The 15756-nt window shown below is 52.3% G+C and carries 13 protein-coding genes; 5 read left to right on the forward strand and 8 right to left on the reverse strand.

Translation table 11 applies throughout. The features are described from left to right. Window positions 1-114: 114 nt before the first annotated feature. The 4 genes from LOS79_RS14480 to LOS79_RS14495 all read right to left on the reverse strand — a co-directional run bounded on the left by LOS79_RS14480 (window position 115) and on the right by LOS79_RS14495 (window position 4128). Window positions 115-687, reverse strand: coding sequence for a CueP family metal-binding protein (locus LOS79_RS14480; RefSeq protein WP_315420937.1), 573 nt, complete (start codon window positions 685-687; stop codon window positions 115-117). Window positions 688-742: 55 nt separating this feature from the next. Continuing rightward, a complete protein-coding gene (locus LOS79_RS14485) occupies window positions 743-2734 on the reverse strand; it encodes a Na+/H+ antiporter (protein ID WP_315420939.1) in 1992 nt (663 codons plus the stop codon). A gap of 248 nt (window positions 2735-2982) precedes the next feature. Next, on the reverse strand, window positions 2983-3714 hold the full coding sequence (locus tag LOS79_RS14490; RefSeq protein WP_315420942.1) for an HAD family hydrolase: 732 nt from the start codon (window positions 3712-3714) through the stop codon (window positions 2983-2985). A gap of 156 nt (window positions 3715-3870) precedes the next feature. Further along, complete coding sequence (locus LOS79_RS14495) at window positions 3871-4128, reverse strand: AbrB/MazE/SpoVT family DNA-binding domain-containing protein (RefSeq protein WP_315422235.1); 258 nt, start codon at window positions 4126-4128, stop codon at window positions 3871-3873. Between the two features lie 358 nt (window positions 4129-4486). On the opposite strand from LOS79_RS14495, the gene LOS79_RS14500 reads away from it, so the two are divergent. The 3 genes from LOS79_RS14500 (at window position 4487) to LOS79_RS14510 (ending at window position 6028) form a co-directional block, all read left to right on the forward strand. After that, window positions 4487-4906 (forward strand): MarR family winged helix-turn-helix transcriptional regulator, encoded by a 420-nt coding sequence (locus tag LOS79_RS14500; protein WP_315420944.1) that lies wholly within the window; start codon window positions 4487-4489, stop codon window positions 4904-4906. Between the two features lie 151 nt (window positions 4907-5057). After that, window positions 5058-5711, forward strand: coding sequence for a hypothetical protein (locus LOS79_RS14505; RefSeq protein WP_315420947.1), 654 nt, complete (start codon window positions 5058-5060; stop codon window positions 5709-5711). After that, window positions 5708-6028, forward strand: coding sequence for a hypothetical protein (locus LOS79_RS14510; protein WP_315420950.1), 321 nt, complete (start codon window positions 5708-5710; stop codon window positions 6026-6028). Before LOS79_RS14505 ends, LOS79_RS14510 begins: the two co-directional genes overlap by 4 nt. Before the next feature lie 228 nt (window positions 6029-6256). On the opposite strand, the gene LOS79_RS14515 is transcribed toward LOS79_RS14510, so the two are convergent. The 4 genes from LOS79_RS14515 to LOS79_RS14530 all read right to left on the reverse strand — a co-directional run bounded on the left by LOS79_RS14515 (window position 6257) and on the right by LOS79_RS14530 (window position 13677). Beyond that, window positions 6257-8353 carry an alpha-galactosidase gene (locus tag LOS79_RS14515; RefSeq protein ID WP_315420953.1) on the reverse strand — a complete coding sequence of 699 codons (2097 nt, stop codon included), beginning with the start codon at window positions 8351-8353 and terminating at the stop codon, window positions 6257-6259. A gap of 368 nt (window positions 8354-8721) precedes the next feature. Beyond that, window positions 8722-10047 (reverse strand): type 2 periplasmic-binding domain-containing protein, encoded by a 1326-nt coding sequence (locus LOS79_RS14520; RefSeq protein WP_315420955.1) that lies wholly within the window; start codon window positions 10045-10047, stop codon window positions 8722-8724. A gap of 122 nt (window positions 10048-10169) precedes the next feature. Then, on the reverse strand, window positions 10170-11822 hold the full coding sequence (locus LOS79_RS14525; RefSeq protein WP_315420958.1) for a response regulator transcription factor: 1653 nt from the start codon (window positions 11820-11822) through the stop codon (window positions 10170-10172). Next, window positions 11815-13677, reverse strand: a complete 1863-nt coding sequence (locus LOS79_RS14530; RefSeq protein ID WP_315420960.1) for a sensor histidine kinase — start codon at window positions 13675-13677, stop codon at window positions 11815-11817. The genes LOS79_RS14525 and LOS79_RS14530 overlap by 8 nt, the downstream gene beginning before the upstream one ends. Before the next feature lie 214 nt (window positions 13678-13891). Here LOS79_RS14530 and LOS79_RS14535 point away from each other — a divergent pair, with 214 nt between their 5' ends. After that, window positions 13892-14782 carry a carbohydrate ABC transporter permease gene (locus LOS79_RS14535; protein ID WP_315420962.1) on the forward strand — a complete coding sequence of 297 codons (891 nt, stop codon included), beginning with the start codon at window positions 13892-13894 and terminating at the stop codon, window positions 14780-14782. Further along, window positions 14782-15618, forward strand: a complete 837-nt coding sequence (locus LOS79_RS14540) for a carbohydrate ABC transporter permease (RefSeq protein WP_315420964.1) — start codon at window positions 14782-14784, stop codon at window positions 15616-15618. Before LOS79_RS14535 ends, LOS79_RS14540 begins: the two co-directional genes overlap by 1 nt. Window positions 15619-15756: the final 138 nt, after the last annotated feature.

The following is a 15756-nucleotide window of genomic DNA, read 5'->3' on the forward strand; positions in this document are numbered from 1 at the left end:
CTGAGGAATAGTAAATTAACATATCGGCACAGGATGGGCTATCAGAAAAGCCGTCTTCCGGCCGCTGAACAACAGCACCGGAAGACGGCTTGAAGCGGCAGCCTGGGCTTAAAACTAACTCAGCTGCATCGTGGTCAGGCAAGTGTCATCGCTCTCAAAGGTGGAGATATCCGTCTTGGCCTGCTTCCCGTCACGGGTAATGGTGATCTGGAGCTTCTGATCGCGCGGCAGCCACAGGTCGATGAATCCGTTCGGCTGCGATTTCACAGCCCCGTTCATTACTTCCTTGCCTTCTGCGTCTTCGATATATACCTCGAATTCTTCATTGGGCAGCTCCCCCTGGCAGCCGGTCAGGCTATGTGTAGCGCAGGGATGGGTCTTATTCACATACGGGGCAACCGACAGGAAGAATTCATCCTCCGGCAGAGCATAAGCCGCTTCCCCCGGCCCGCCGCTGTCGACGATCAGCTGTGTAGAAGTAATGGAAGCCGATTCTGATGTGATGCTGCGCGAGCTGTAGTCCGCTACCATTTGCTTGATGTTCAGGCCCGCTGTATTACCGGCAGCCCCGGTCCCGGAGAATGCCGCTTCCGAATCCGCCGGCTTCCGTCCCTCATTTCCCGCATACCAAAAGATTCCTATTGCCGCAACCACGGCACAGGTTCCAGCCACGAGTTTTTTTCGCATAGTCTATATGTTCATCTCCTTATCGAAGTGAAGCCTTGTCCAGAAGGAAGGGCTGTTAATAGCCCATTTCTTCCCGCAATTCATGTTCCATAAACAGGATATCACGTTTCATTTCCTTCATGCTACCTCTGGAAAGCCGTCCGGCCTCGAACATCAGCTGAATGTTATCGCGCTCCAGCTGAATTCCTGTCCGGGACAGCTCCTGAAGCGCCTCATCAAAGCCCCGCTTGGTGGAAGAAAGCGACTCCGTACGGGTCAGTCTCATCTGCCCCCGCTCATAGCGCATAAGCAGCGCGTTGACCGCTTCCGGCTCGGTCTCCCCCTTAATTTGCAGCTCTCTCAGCTGCTTAAGGACGTAAGCGAAACTGCCGGACTGCAGCTTGTTCCATTCCTCCCGCCGCTGCTGCCTGCTAAGGCGGACCTGCTGAATAACCCCGACGATCTCTTCCCAGCTTCTGAGCGGAACCAGCTCACTTCTGTATTCCGGGTCACGCGTATGCATGAGCAGCTGCTTGTTCAGCCGGTTCAAATAGCGGTAGGCCGTATACGGGTTCACCTCATGCTGCTTCATTGCAGCCAGGGTATATTCTCTTTGCCACTTGAGCGCAGTAACTCCAAGCATCCGCTCTGTTTCTTCGGCAGCTTCGTTTTTCTTCAACATGCGGATTCTTGAAGTGTAGGTGCTGATCAGGTGGCTGAGAGCCATTTTGGACTGATCCGTGGCCTGATCGTTTAACCCGGCTATGACATTGCGCAGAATTTCAATTTTGGCCTCAATCTCTTCGGCATTATGCTCCGCTTCATTTTCTTTGCCCAGCAGGAGGGGCAGCAGATAGTTGGAGGCAAGCAAGGTCCACAGAATAACGCCTGCCGCCAGGAAGATAATCAGGTCCCGCGCCGGGAACAATGACTTGTCATCCAGCACAAACGGCAGTGACATCGTACTCGCAAGCGTAATCGTTCCCCGGACGCCCGACAGCGTAAGAATAAGCGCCTTCTTGAACTCCAGCTTCCAGGGACCGCGCGGCTCCTCCCCTTCGGGAATATCCATAATCAGCATCCAGACCAGCCGCAGGCCAAGGACAGCAGCCGTTAATAACAAAGTATACATGATAACCTTGACATTCCCGATATCCGGGTTGCTCCAGACGGTGTCGATAATCTCCGGCAGCTGCGTGCCGAGCAGGAGGAAGACCAGGCCGTTCAAGACGAAGATAATAACAGACCAGGTGCTTTTGGATACGATGCTCAGCTTGGCTACCTCCGGATTCATCTGCTTATACCCGAAGGAATGGGCGATCCCTGCAGCAACTACTGCGAGAATGCCGTTGACCCCAAGCTCTTCAGCCGCCATAAAAATAGCGAAGGGCGTAAGCAGCTCAATCAGCATATGTAACGTCACATTCTCCATCCCGAGTCTGCGCAGCCCTTTGACCAGCCCGTATTTAATCAGCGTCAGCAGCAGACCCAATACGACTCCGCCCAGTGAAATGGTGATAAAGCTCAGGCTGGCCGTTCTGAAGGAGAACGCCCCGGTAACCATAGCAGCCACAGCGAACTGAAACGATACCAGTCCCGAAGCATCGTTGATCAGCGATTCCCCTTCAAGAATCTGCATCGTCTGATGCGGGATTTTCACCTTCTGCTCCAGCGCGCCTACAGCGATAGCATCCGTCGGGGCCAGGGCCGCCGCCAGGGCAAACGCCGCAGCCAGCGGAAGAACCGGGAGCAGCCAGTGCAGGAAGTAGCCAAGCACGGCTACCGTCAGGAAGACCAGGCCCAGCGCGAGCAGCAGGATCGGCTTCTTCAGCTTCCATAACGCCGCTTTGTCCGCAAGCCTGCCATCATTGAACAGCAAGGGGGCAATGAACAGGAGCAGGAACAGCTCCGGATTTAATTTCAGTTCATAATGTAATGGCAGCCAGGTAATCGCCATCCCCAGCCCGATCTGAATAATCGGGACGGACAGCGAGGGGATGAACCGGTTCACCAGATTGGACAGGGAGACTGCTGCCAGCATCAGCAGAATATATTCGAATAATTCCAAGATTTCAAACCTCCATCTCTCTCTGTTGTCATAATCACTGCACTAAAATTACGGTGCGTATGTAAACTCAGTATAAACGATCCCAATGGAAATATCCGCCCGGAGCCCGTTTAAGCAGGGCAGATTCACCCGGGACGTATCCGGCGCTCTGACAGCGACAGCAAAACGGATGCCTTTCACACCGGCTTGTACGGCGGAATGGGCACCCGTGTGCACTTGCTTTTATGAATAAAAGAATGCAGCAGTACTTACTTCAGGTCCGTTGCCGCACTGTTATCGTAAAGGCTGATCAGCTCATCGAAAGCAGAAATAATAACGTCAGAGCCCTTCAGCTCATCCTGCCGTCCGAATCCGGCATAGGCACAGCCAATCACAGTCTGGCCGTTCCCTTTGCCTGCCTCTACATCAGACGAGCGGTCACCGACCATCCAGGCACTGCTGATATTATGATTGTCCAGCAAGAGGCGCAGCAGCTCGGTCTTGGTTGCTGTTCCTTGTCCGCCTGCGCTGTACAGCCCCTCGAACAGATCCTTCAACTCATGTACTACGACAATACTATGGATATAATCCGCCAGCCCGTTGCTGGCCACGAATAATCTGACGCCGCGGCTATGAAGTGCTGCCAGTGTTTCCGCTACCTTCGGGTACAGAATGGTCCCTCCGGCTTCCAGACCCTCGATCTCCAGCTGCAGCAGCAGATCATCAGCCCGGCGGTGCACCTCCTCGGAGGCCTCCGGCATTACATTCTTCCAAATTTGCGCCAGCAGCATACCGAGACTGCCCAGAATAAGCTCCTCCGGCGGTGTTGGTCCGGCGTGCAGCCCTTCCTCGCGCAGAATATCAAACATTTTATGGTAGGCAGGCAATAACAGGCTTTCTGTCTGGAACAACGTACCATCCATATCAAATACGATTGCTTCCGGCTTATTCAGCTGCGGCAATTGCCCGTTCGCGGCCGGAGTGTGTCCTTCATTACTCATGGGGTGATCCATCCCTTTCATGTTGTTCTGCATCCCGCCTTAATGATATAGGAAAATTGCATGCATTGTCTATGCAGCCGGGGAGGTGCAAATAAAAAGGACCGGAAGGCGCACTGTGAAGTGCCGCTTTCCGGTCCCTGCTGTTAAGTATAGAACTTAAATGTGGTCGAAGCTGGCAATCAGCTCATCAAGCACATCTTTGCTGACCATTTTGCCTCTGAAGTTAATCAGGTTCTCAGCACTTCCGGAGAAGATGCAGGTAGGCTCATATTTTCTGAGAATGATCTTCTCGCCGTCTACAAAGATTTCGAGCGGGTCTTTTATGTCAATTCCCATTGTTCTGCGCAGTTCAATCGGAATCACGATACGTCCCAGTTCATCTACTTTTCTTACAATACCTGTTGCTTTCATTATTTGCATCCTCCCTTGAAATAACACTTTCTTACCATGCAGTGTTAAAAGCTATCAAAGCTTCTAAATAGTAGAAATGATTACTCTATAATTGCATTGTAAAGTGCTAGTTCTTTCCTGTCAATTTTATTTCTACATCTTTTGATATTTATCGACAAATATTTCGACAAAGTTTAGAGTATATTCGACAAAAAGCTAACTCAAATACATTTATATCCATTATTTTCTTCAATAAGTAATTTTAGGCATGAATTTGTTTCCTCCAGCTAAGGCCTGTACTCAGGATGCAGCCCCTCCGCAGCTTGACAACAAATTTTACTCTCTATATATTTTAATAACAAAACTAAATTGGAGTGTTTCCATGAGCGAAGAAGCAATGAAGGAGCAGGCCATCTATAAAGTCATGGATCAAATGGCGAATGTACAGCGGAAATCGCAGGCTTTTGTAGACCTCATCACGAAAAAGGGCTCCCTGTCGCAAAATCAGATCATGCTGTTGTTCCAGCTTCAGCTTGCAGGCACCCTTAATATTACGGATATTTCCGAGCGGTTTATGATAACTCCGGGAGCTGCCTCCTTTATGTGCGACAAGCTGGAGGATCTGGAATATGTCGAGAGAGTACGTACAAAGGAAGACCGCAGAGTGGTGAAGATCGTCCTGACCGCACAAGGAAAAGATCATATCCTCTCCTTGTTCGATTCATTTGCAGTGGCTGAGCTCGACAACATGTCCATGACGCTGCGGACGATTGATGGCCTGATGGGCGGAATTGTAGAGTAACAGCAAAACTTTGTATCTATTGTATAAACTGCTCTTTCCTTAGGGAAAGGCAGTTTTTTTGTATATGGCTGCAAAAATAATATATTGATTATATATTTTATTTAATATATATTATAGTAACTAAAATATTTGAAATGGCGGTGAATCACCTATGCCTCTGCTTGATCAGCCTCCGGGAGACCGGAAACCGCGTAAGATTAACGGTTCTCATATTTGCCGGGGAGATCTGGACGCCTCCTTAATCGATGTGTTTGGGCATTTACATGTAGACGGTAACCTGACAACGGCGCGGCTGAAGCTTCAAGGGGAATGTTCTATCGGAGGGCTCTGCACAGCACAGGAAATCACCAGCCTGGGTAGTCTGCGCGTGAATAACCTTCAAGCAGAACGGATAACGGCAAACGGTTATTTATCCGTTACCCGGGACGCAGCCGCAGCAGAGTTCACGGCCGATGGCTGTGTGCGGATAGGCAGCTTGTCCTGCCTGAACTCATTTCGAATTAAGCTGAGTGCCCTAAGCAGGATCAACCGCTTGACAGCTGGAGGAGAAATTACGGTAATGCCTTCTTCCAAGCTGCTGAATAGGCTGATGAGCCCGCTTAGGAGCTTGCGCTGCGATACGATAGAGGGTGCTGATGTTACTTTGTACAGAACTCAAGCAGCTAGCGTAACCGGAGAGAATGTCACTGTCGGCCCTGGATGTGTGATCCAGGAGATCCGCTACAGCGGTGTTCTTACCATCCATCCCAGAGCACAGGTAGGTAAAAGTATTATGATCAACAGCTACGGAGGGATCATTAAATGAAGATATCGTCTTCTGCGGATGCAGGCTCCGCACTGCTGAACTATACGGCAAAAGGTTGCGTCATCCTATTCGCCTTGCCCATTCTCAGCACCTGGTTAGCCGGCAGCGCAATATGTGCGGTTATTGCCCCTATAGCGGGACTGCTGCGCACCTTCGGCGTCACCGGCATCGGAATGCAGCTGACCCCGTCTTACTCCCTGCCCGCTATTCTGAGTCTGCCGTTCAGTCTCTGCCTGGCCTTCCTCCTTGCCTTATCCTTCTACTACACCCGGCGCCTGTTGCGGAGTTGTATCCGATATATCCGTTCAACTAACTAAGTAAGGGAGACCATTCGCCTACAGTGTGCTGCTCTTTTGGATGCGGAATACCGAATACATTGGGCCGCTGCGAGGGGGAAACGAGCTATTGTAGGGGGGTGAAACTGTATAAGCTCCAAAGCCCCAGTAAAGAAAAGAGATATTTCAGACGGCCTTATGCGGCCCTGAAATACCCCTTTTTCGTTTGGATAACCGGTGTTTATTGGACAGCGTTACTTAATCATGCTGCTAAGCGTGCAGCTCGAACAATCGCGCAGTTTTGCCTGCCGGCAGCGAGACGGTCAAGCTGCCGTCTGCCGCGTTCCAGCTCCACTGTGAGCCGTGCACCTGCGGATAGGTACAGCGGGCAGACACTTCCCGGCCCAGCAGCTCCGGAACAGGCAGCTTAATCTCAGCTGCTTCTCCGGCAATCCGCCACACCGCAATGTAGCGGATGTCTCCATGATGCAGCCCGAAGCTGACCCACTCGCCGCTGCTGTCCGGCAGACCGAGCGGCCAGAACGGAGTGGCCTGCGGGATATGGGCGCGGATCGATTTGTAATAATCCAGTGCTTCCTTCACCAGTGCCCGGCGCTGCGGCGCAAGCTCAGCCAGATGGCCGCTCTGGTGGACGCGGAGCAGCAGCGCGTTGACCATGTTGAAGATGACCTCTTCATCATCGCCTTCGCGCAGCGGGTACGACCAGACGGCCGATTGCTCCGGCGTCAGCGCTGCCGGGGAGCCTGCGGCAATCGCGGCATACTGTACGTAATCCTCCTGGTCGCTGGTTGACTGGATGCTGTGACGGCTCAGCATCGCATAGTCCATCCGCATGCCGCCGCTGGAGCAGTTCTCAATGACCAGCTGCGGATACCGGGCGAAGATGCTGTCCAGCCAGGCCAGATAAGCGCGGTTATGCTGCAGGAGTCCGTCTCCGAAGCTGTCCGCATCCGTCTCGGTGCCGATACCTGCATTAATGTTGTAGTCCATCTTGATATAGCCGACACCATATTCCTCTACCAGCCGGGCAATGACACCGTCAGCATGGGCAATTACCTTCGGGCTGCGGTAATCGAGCTGATAGCGGCTGCGGTCCTTGACCCGCTTGCCGTGGCGCATGAAGAACCAGCTGTCGTCAGTCTCCGCAAGCTTCGGACTGTTGATGCCCATGACCTCCAGTTCCAGCCATAGTCCCGGGATCATGCCTTTGCTGCGGATATAGTCGAGCACATATTTGATCCCTTCCGGGAAACGCTCGGCCGACGGCTCCCACTGGCCTACGCCGTCCCACCACTCACCTGGAGCGTACCAGCCGGCATCAATGCAGAAATATTCACAGCCAACATCGGCGGCGGCATCAATTAAGGGCAGCAGCTTCTCCGTCGTCGGACTTCCCCACAGGCAGTTCATATAATCATTGAAAATAATCCGCAGCAGCTCATTATCCTCATTCGGCCTGCGGATGATCCGGCGGTACGCCGTAAGCTGCTCCGCCGCTCCCTGGAAGCCGCCCTCAACAGCGCCTACAGCAACCGGCACGGAGATGAACTCTTCACCCGGCGCCAGCCTCAGCCACCAGTGGTTGTCATGCTCCGTAGGCCCGCTGACCAGCAGCGTAAGCTGGTCGTACTGATCCGTCAGCTCCCAGTGCCAGGAGCCGTTATGCTCGATCTGCCAGAACAGGCTGCTCCCGCTCTCCTTGTTCTGCAGCACGGCCATCGGCAGCAGCTCCGCTGCCGACCAGGAGCCGGTATTGCTGGCGGCAATCCGCTTCGAGCCGCGGTCGGCCAGATGGGACATGCCCAGCTCCGGCAGGCTGTAGCTTTTCCACTGCAGCTCGCTCTGCCAGCCGCTGTGGGCCAGGCTTACCTCGATTTTGCCGCCACGGTCGCCGCTGCCCTCTTTATCCACTCCGGTAAGCGCAAACGAAGAAATATACTCTACCGCAGCTTCTGCATCCCCGTCATTGCGCAGTACCGTCCACGAGCGCACAATCTGTACGCCGGTATAAAACTGATAATGCTGCACTGCCTTCACGCCAGTCTGCGGATCAGCCAGTGTAATCTCCAGCTTACGCCCCAGTCCATTCACACGATCCTCGTGCCCGTCATAAACCATCCGCAGTCCCGGGTACGAAGCGCGGTGCGTGCGCCCGTGGTATTCAGCCCGGTCTTCGCCCGACAGCTGCAGCTCCAGCAGCCTGAAGCCGGCCTTGTTCTTCTCTTCTATTGCTCCCGTTTCAAGCGGCGCTGCCCCAAAATGCAGCAGCCGCACATCCTGCTCCTCTGTAACTTCAATCGTAAGATATAGTCCGTTCTCGGCAATATCGATCAGCTTGCTGCTCATGTGTAATTTGGCCTCCTGACAAATGATGAAATATCTATTTGGTACTCAGTTCTTCTTTGATTATAAGTTGTTCTTGTGACTTTAAAAGGGCTTGATCTTAATCTTTAATCTGCTCCCTCCCAATAGAAGCGGTGAAAGAGTAACGGAGGTGAAGTTTGGGTTGGAGGAGCGGCAGCGTCCGCCTTTATGGTTGGATTTCTACTGCGGCCAGCAGTTTCAATCGGGAAATCCAAACATAACAGCGGCCGGAGGCCCAAACATTCACCGCAGTTACGGCAGTACACCGCGCACTCCCACTCACACATAGAAAGACGGCCTCCCCAGTAATAAAGCTTACTTCGGAGGCCGTCCCGGATCTTCAAAATCTTTTATTGAGCGGACCCGAATTGAATCCAGGCCTTCTGAATTTCATCAATTGCTTGATCCTTAGTCTTGCTGCCGCCGATATAAGCCTGCATCAATTCACCGAATTTCTGGTGGAATGTATCCAGAGAGTAGTTAACCGACAGGTCGCCGGATTTCTCAGTCTTCAGAATTTCTTCCATTTCCTTAGGCATCTGCAGGTCAGGCATTGGCGCATCCTTAATTGGAGGAATAACCTTAGCTACTGTGGAGAACCAGCTCTTGCCGTAGTCGGAAGTGTACAGCCAGTTGAAGAATTCAATCGTTTCAGCAGCTACAGCAGAATCCTTGTTAATGCGCAGCGCCTGGTCAGCACCAGTGATGATCTGGGATTGCTCCGCTTTGTCGCTGACAGGATAGCCGGCGATGCCGAGATCAAAGTCAGGGGTGATTTTCTTAATCGCTTCTTCATCCCATGCGCCTTTACCGGTCATGAATGCGGTTTTGCCAAGGGCAAAGTCGCTGACTTCAGCATTGCTGTCGCGTTCAAGCGGCTTGTCCGTTCCGTGTTTTACAGTGGTGTCGATGAAGTTGAAGAAGTTGTCCTTCAGCACCGGATGATCGGCGAAGGTTGTTTTGCCGGCAATAAAATCAGCTACTAGTGTCTTGGCATCAGTACCTGCATCAATTGCAGCAGCATCAACGAAGTGCTGGAAGATGTGCTTCCATACCCACCACTCTTTGTAGGCGTTGGCGAATGGCGTAATGCCCTTAGCTTCAAGCTTGGTGATGGCATCGTCCATCTCAGCAGTCGTCTTAGGCACTTCAGTGATGCCGGCATCAGCCAGCAGCTTCTTGTTGTACATCAGGACGAACAGATTGCCTTTAACCGGCAGCCCGAGTACTTTACCGTCCGAAGAGCTCATGTTGGAACGGACAGCATCGGTCATGGCTGCAGCGAGCGGTTCATTGGTCAGGTCAGCACTGTATTCGGCAAAAGTATCAATATCACCGCCAGCGGTGGTCTGGAATACGTCAGGTGTGCTGCCTGCGGCAATTTTGGACTTGAGCACTGTATTGTAGTCTGCCTGCATAATTTCCAGATTAATCGTTACATTCGGCTTAACTTTTTTGTATTCAGCGATATAAGCATTGAACGCGTCGGTGTATTCGGGAGATGCGGTGAACATATTAATCGTGACGGGCTTGGAGGAATCTGTAGCTGTATTCTCGGCTCCGTTTGTTCCACCTGTGTTGTTAGCAGCATTATTAGTGTTATTCCCGCCGCAGCCGGCCAGCAGTCCGCCGACGAGCAGCAGACTTGCAGATAGTGCCATAAATCGTTTTAACATGATGTTGCCCCCTTTTCCTTATGCATCTTGTGGTCTTGCTGTTATTCTAAATAAAAAGAAAAAGGATAAGAATGTACATAAGTGAACTGATGAGGGTAAAAAAGTGTGTTCATGTAACCGTTTCACTTTTCTCCCCCTGATAGCTGCTGCCGGAACTCAGAAGGTGAACACTCGTAGTAATTGCGGAACGCCTTGCTGAAATAGTTCTTGTCCTTATACCCCAGCATCTCGGAAATATCCTGAATTTTGAGGTTAGGATCGGACAGCAGTGCCTTGGCTTTGTCCATTCTTACCTTTTGCACATACTCATGAATGCCGTATTTGTATTGTCCCTTGAACAGCTTCATCAAGTATTCTCTGCTCAGGAAATATTTATCCGTGAACATCGATATCTTAATATCCTCAAAATAATGGTTATCAATGTATGCTTTAATATTTTCCAGCACACTGCTGCGGTCTCCGGCCAGCGTCCGGCTGATCTCCCCGGCATAAAGATCGAAGATATGGTTCAGCAACGCCTCAAATTGTTCAAAAGTAGCAAAGTCACTGCGGATGCCAAGGGCCTGCAGCCCCTTGTCCTTGCTGCTGCGCGCCTGGGGCGGCACCGCATCCAGCTGGGCAGCGATCTCGCCGAGCAGAAACAGAAATTCCTGCAGCACCCGGTCGGCCTCAGCCAGCGTGAACGACCCGGCAGCCTGCCACTTCTTAATGAACTCACTGCAGATGCTCCGTGCATGGTTCACGTTCCCGCTCTCCAGGCTGCTGCGGATCTGCGGCATCCGCCCGGTCAGCGACGGGTTATCCTTGGCTGCCGGTTTCAGCATCGCCTGGCTGCCCTGCAGAATCATGCTGCCCTTCAGGCTGAGCAGATCAATGCTGTCGAGCGCCTCTTTCGCCTGCCCGTACGAATGGGCGATGCTTAGGATATCGCTGCAGGGCTCTCCCATTCCGCCTGCACAGAGAATGCCGAACAGCTCTTTCAGCGTAGAAGCAGCTTTTTTCATATGATGCAAGGACAGAAAGGCCGCATCGGCCTCGTATCCGCCTTTCATCGTGAAGATGGCGATAAACTCCCGCTCCCCCTTTGGGCTTGTGAAGCTGAACGACTCAAACTGCCCGTCTGTGTTCTCATTCATTACATTGGTTACGGCAAAATGCAGCAAATCCCGGTCCTCATGGAACCGCTCCCTCAGCACCTGCTCCAGATTGAGCATCCGCAAAATGCCTACAGCGAAGTGGCTGCCCGCCCCGTCAGCGCCGATCAGCGGCAGGAAGGCTTCGTTGGACTGGGTTTTGAAGCTGCGGTCAATGATTGATAAGTACATCTTCTCTTTCAGCTTCGGCAGTGACATGTTGAGCGTAATATTACGGTTAATGAACTCGCTCTCCCGCTTCCGCTTGGCATCCAGCACCCCTACAGCCTTACGCAGGGCATTGTTCAGGTCGGTACGGTTCACCGGCTTAAGCAGATAATCCACCACCTTGGAGCGGATCGCCTGGCGGGTATATTCGAAATCATTGTAGCCGCTGATGACAATCAGCAGAGAATCGGGGAACTCCTGCTCGGCAATCTGCAGCAGCTCCGCCCCGCTCAGCTCAGGCATTTTCATATCCACCAGCACCAGATCGAACTTCTCCCGGCGCAGCATTTCCAGTCCCATCTTCCCATTAGTAGCCTCCAATACCTCGCTGACTCCAATCCCTTCCCAGTCCCCGAGAATATTGATGGCCTCGCGCAGCGGCTCCTCATCATCAATTATCAGCACTCTATACATGTTGACCTACTCCTCCCCGCGGCAGCCGCATATCCATTTGAGTTCCTTGTTCACTGCTGTAGATAACCAGCCCAGCCTCATCCCCGTACAGCAGCTTCAGCCGGGTATTGAGATTCTTGAGTCCGATGCTCTCCTGCCCGTCCTCTTCACCGGCCTCCTCCCGGTCCTCCCACTGCATCCGCAATGAGCTCATGACCTCCTGCAGCCGTTCGCCGCTGATTCCCGGGCCGTCATCCAGCACAGAAATCACGCTGTGGGTAGCCGTCACATGGGCCTCAATCCGGATGGTAACGGTAGCAGATACTTTTTCCAGCGCATGCTTAATGCAGTTCTCTACCAGCGTCTGGATCGACAGCTTGGGAATCCGCAGCTCCATCAGGCTCTCATCCCAGGCGTAGACGACCTGCATGCGGCCCCCGAACCGGGCTTTCTGCAGCGCCAGATAACGCTCGATATGCCGCAGCTCCTCCCTGGCCTGCACAACATCCCGGCCGCTGATGCAGTAGCGCAGGGTTAACGCCAGATTATCCACCATCTCGACGATATCATCATTGTTGTTCTTCAGCGCCTTGGTGGAGATGGCCTGCAGCGCATTGTACAGGAAATGGGGATTGATCTCCGCCTCAAGCGCTTTGAGGACAGCATTTTTTTCCACAATCTTCATCTTATAACGTTCATTAATCAGTTCATTGGTCCGCTCGACCATCTTGTTGAAATGGCGTGACAGATAGGCAATCTCATCGTTCCCCGTAACCGTTGCCTCAGCATCGAAGCTTCCCGTGCTGAACCGCTTCATCTGGAGCGACAGATTCTTCAGCGGATGGGTAATCCGGTTCGAGGTGAAGCCGACCAGCACGACAGAGACAATCAGGAACAGCAGGCCGATCGATACACTCAGCTTACGGGTAGTTGTGGCGGCTGCATAGATCTTGGTGTAAGGAATCGGCTTGACCAGCTTCCAGCCTTCCTTTTGGCTAATATCGTAAATGACCAGGTATTTCTGCGCATTGTCCGACCAGGTTACCTGTCCTTTCTGTGCCGGCGTCAGCAGATTCAGCAGTCCCGCCTGCTCGCTGCTCTGGTAGAATCCCTGATCGTCCACTGTAAACGGCTCATTATCCGGGCTGATATACATCAGATGCTCTCCCGCGCTGAACGGAATGTCCTTCATGATCTCATCGGTCGTCCCGGAATTCAGATACAGTGACAGCACGGCCTGCGGTTCTCTAGAGACAATGGAGCGCAGCAGCCGGTGATAGCCCATGAAAACCTTATCCGTGTTGACCGGGTAATCCAGGCCGCTGTCCTCTGCCGGAGCTTCCTCTACAAAAGACTGGTAAGAACGGTTGAACGGACTGGCCTGCGCCCGCTTATACCAGGACAGCTGCTCAATCGGCGGATGCTCAGCCACCCGGACGGTAATATTATAGTTCTCTTTGGTGACATAATAATACTTGTGCTCCTTGATCACGTACAGGTAGACAGCCTCCAGGTCACTGCGGGAAAAATACAGATTCTTCAAGTAATTCTCCACATACATCTTGGAGCTGTAGTCCTCCGATTCGTGCAGGATGGCATAGGCAAACTCGTCATAGGATATCTGCGGCAGGGACAGCTGCTCGATTCCGCTTAAGTAGCTCTCCAGATTCCGTCCGACGAGAAGCAGGTTGTTGCTCGTGCTCGCAATGCTGTTATTGACCGATTCCTTCTGCAGCATTCTGTATGAAATGTACGTAAGCGAGCTGACCACCAGAATGATGACAATGGAAAAAAGCAGAATCAGCTTGTTGGCCAGCCGGCGGGAAATCCGCTCCAGCATTGGCTCAAACAGCTTGTACATCATGGATTTGATCATATCCTCAGCCTCCCTTCTGCGGGGTTCAGGCCTATTTACCGGCTCATTTCCGCATGTGCAGTCAGTTCACCTTTTTACCCCTAACTGTACTCTTAAATCCATTTTTGAGTATAGGGGTCTGCTCTATAATACACAATATAGACTAACCGGAATGGTTATGTGTGGCAAGACAGGCACAATACTCCCACCCTATAACTCAAGAAGAGGTGCAACCATGTTAAAAACACTCGGCAGAAGATGGCGCGAGAAATTCGAATTCGGAATCTTTACACTCCCGGTTCTGATCTGTATCGCCGTAGCATTCTACATTCCCTTTGCCATGACCATCCGCTATTCCCTGACGAAGTGGAACGGGATTTCCAAGCATCCCAAATTCGTCGGACTGGATAACTTCAAACAGATTTTCTCAGGCGATACGAACTTCTCGGATGCCGCCTGGTTCACGATTAAATATGCGGTCCTCTATATTGTGATTGTCAACGTGCTGGCGATCCTGCTGGCCGTACTGCTGGACATGAAGCTGAAGAGCACCTCCTGGCTGAGAGCGGCATTCTTTATCCCTTATATCCTCAGTCTTGTTATTGTCGGCTTCATCTGGAAGTTCATCTTCATGCAGGGCTTCAACTCGCTGGGCGAAAGCACCGGCTGGGGAATCTTTGACCTAAGCTGGCTCGGAACTCCCGGACTTGCCTTCATCTCCATCCTTGGCGTGTCCATCTGGCAGTCCATCGGTTTCTATCTCGTGATCTATATTGCCGGTCTGCAGTCTGTGCCGGAAGATTTGAAGGAAGCCGCTACTGTAGACGGTGCCGGACCGCTGAGAAGATTCTTCAGCATTACGCTGCCGCTGCTTGCCCCGTCGATCACGATATCTGTCTTCATGGCACTGACCAACTCGATCAAGGTATTCGACGTCATCCTGTCGCTGACCGGCGGCGGCCCTGGCGGAACTACTTACAGTATTGCTTATGATATATACCGGGATACGTTCCAGAACAACCTGTACGGCTATGGTACCGCGAAAGCGCTTATCCTGTTCCTGGCAGTGCTTGTCGTGACAGTAATCCAGCTGACAGTCTTCAAACGGAGAGAGGTTGAGGCATAATGAAAACAAACAACAACAAGGCAGGCAAGATCATACTGGAAGTTGTTTTGGTCATATTGTCTCTGCTGTTCCTGTATCCGCTGTTCCTGACGATTATTAATTCGCTCAAAAGCTTCAGCGAGGTCATGACCGACGTCATCGCCCTGCCGAAATCACTGAACTTCAGCAACTACTCTTATGTGTGGAAGTTCATTAACTATCCGCGGCTGTTCCTGAACAACTTCATCATTACCGGTGTCGGCCTGCTGGGGATTGTGTTCATTTCCTCCATTGCCGCTTATAAGCTGGCACGGACCAAAACCAGATGGAGCGGCGTGCTGTACTTCCTGTGCATTATGCCGATGCTGATCCCGTTCCAGTCGATCATGCTGACTGTACTGCAGACGGCGAAGAACCTGAACCTCTCCGAGAGCACCTGGGGACTCGGCCTCTTGTACTGGGGCTTCGGCGCTCCGCTGGCCGTCTTCATCTATCACGGCTTCGTGAAGGGGATTCCGACAGAAATCGACGAGAGCGCGACGATTGACGGCGCTTCCGGCTTCCGGCTGTTCTTCAGCGTGATCTTCCCGCTGCTGAAATCGGTAACGACCACCATTATCATCATCGATGTAATGTGGATCTGGAATGACTTCCTGCTCCCGCTGCTGATGGTTAACGGCTCACCGGATACAAAGACCTTGACGCTGGCTGCCTACACCTTCGTCGGCCAATATACCTCGGACTGGCAGTATGCCATGACAGCTATGGTAATGGCGGTGCTGCCGTCGATCATCGTCTTCATCTTCCTGCAAAAATATATTGTGAAGGGCGTTGTTGCGGGGGCCGTTAAGGGCTGACAATAATCCGCATGAAGTATTGTATATGTCCGCGAGAGCGGCCCCGCGGACCGCAAAGAAGGAGCATGTGCTATAGCCTCTGGCTGTAGCGCATGCTCCTTCTTTGTCCTCGCTGAAGTGCTCATTCTGCCTTGCTAT

The sequence above is a fragment of the Paenibacillus sp. MMS20-IR301 genome, assembly GCF_032302195.1.
In the GTDB taxonomy this organism is placed as follows: domain Bacteria; phylum Bacillota; class Bacilli; order Paenibacillales; family Paenibacillaceae; genus Paenibacillus_AQ.

Bases quoted from the DNA above. Each gene is read 5' to 3' on its own strand.
- LOS79_RS14535 (WP_315420962.1), top strand. From the start codon at position 13,892: ATGTTAAAAACACTCGGCAGAAGATGGCGCGAGAAATTCGAATTCGGA.
- LOS79_RS14480 (WP_315420937.1), bottom strand. From the start codon at position 687: ATGCGAAAAAAACTCGTGGCTGGAACCTGTGCCGTGGTTGCGGCAATA.
- LOS79_RS14540 (WP_315420964.1), top strand. From the start codon at position 14,782: ATGAAAACAAACAACAACAAGGCAGGCAAGATCATACTGGAAGTTGTT.
- LOS79_RS14500 (WP_315420944.1), top strand. From the start codon at position 4,487: ATGAGCGAAGAAGCAATGAAGGAGCAGGCCATCTATAAAGTCATGGAT.
- LOS79_RS14520 (WP_315420955.1), bottom strand. From the start codon at position 10,047: ATGTTAAAACGATTTATGGCACTATCTGCAAGTCTGCTGCTCGTCGGC.
- LOS79_RS14515 (WP_315420953.1), bottom strand. From the start codon at position 8,353: ATGAGCAGCAAGCTGATCGATATTGCCGAGAACGGACTATATCTTACG.
- LOS79_RS14510 (WP_315420950.1), top strand. From the start codon at position 5,708: ATGAAGATATCGTCTTCTGCGGATGCAGGCTCCGCACTGCTGAACTAT.
- LOS79_RS14530 (WP_315420960.1), bottom strand. From the start codon at position 13,677: ATGATCAAATCCATGATGTACAAGCTGTTTGAGCCAATGCTGGAGCGG.
- LOS79_RS14490 (WP_315420942.1), bottom strand. From the start codon at position 3,714: ATGAGTAATGAAGGACACACTCCGGCCGCGAACGGGCAATTGCCGCAG.
- LOS79_RS14525 (WP_315420958.1), bottom strand. From the start codon at position 11,822: ATGTATAGAGTGCTGATAATTGATGATGAGGAGCCGCTGCGCGAGGCC.
- LOS79_RS14505 (WP_315420947.1), top strand. From the start codon at position 5,058: ATGCCTCTGCTTGATCAGCCTCCGGGAGACCGGAAACCGCGTAAGATT.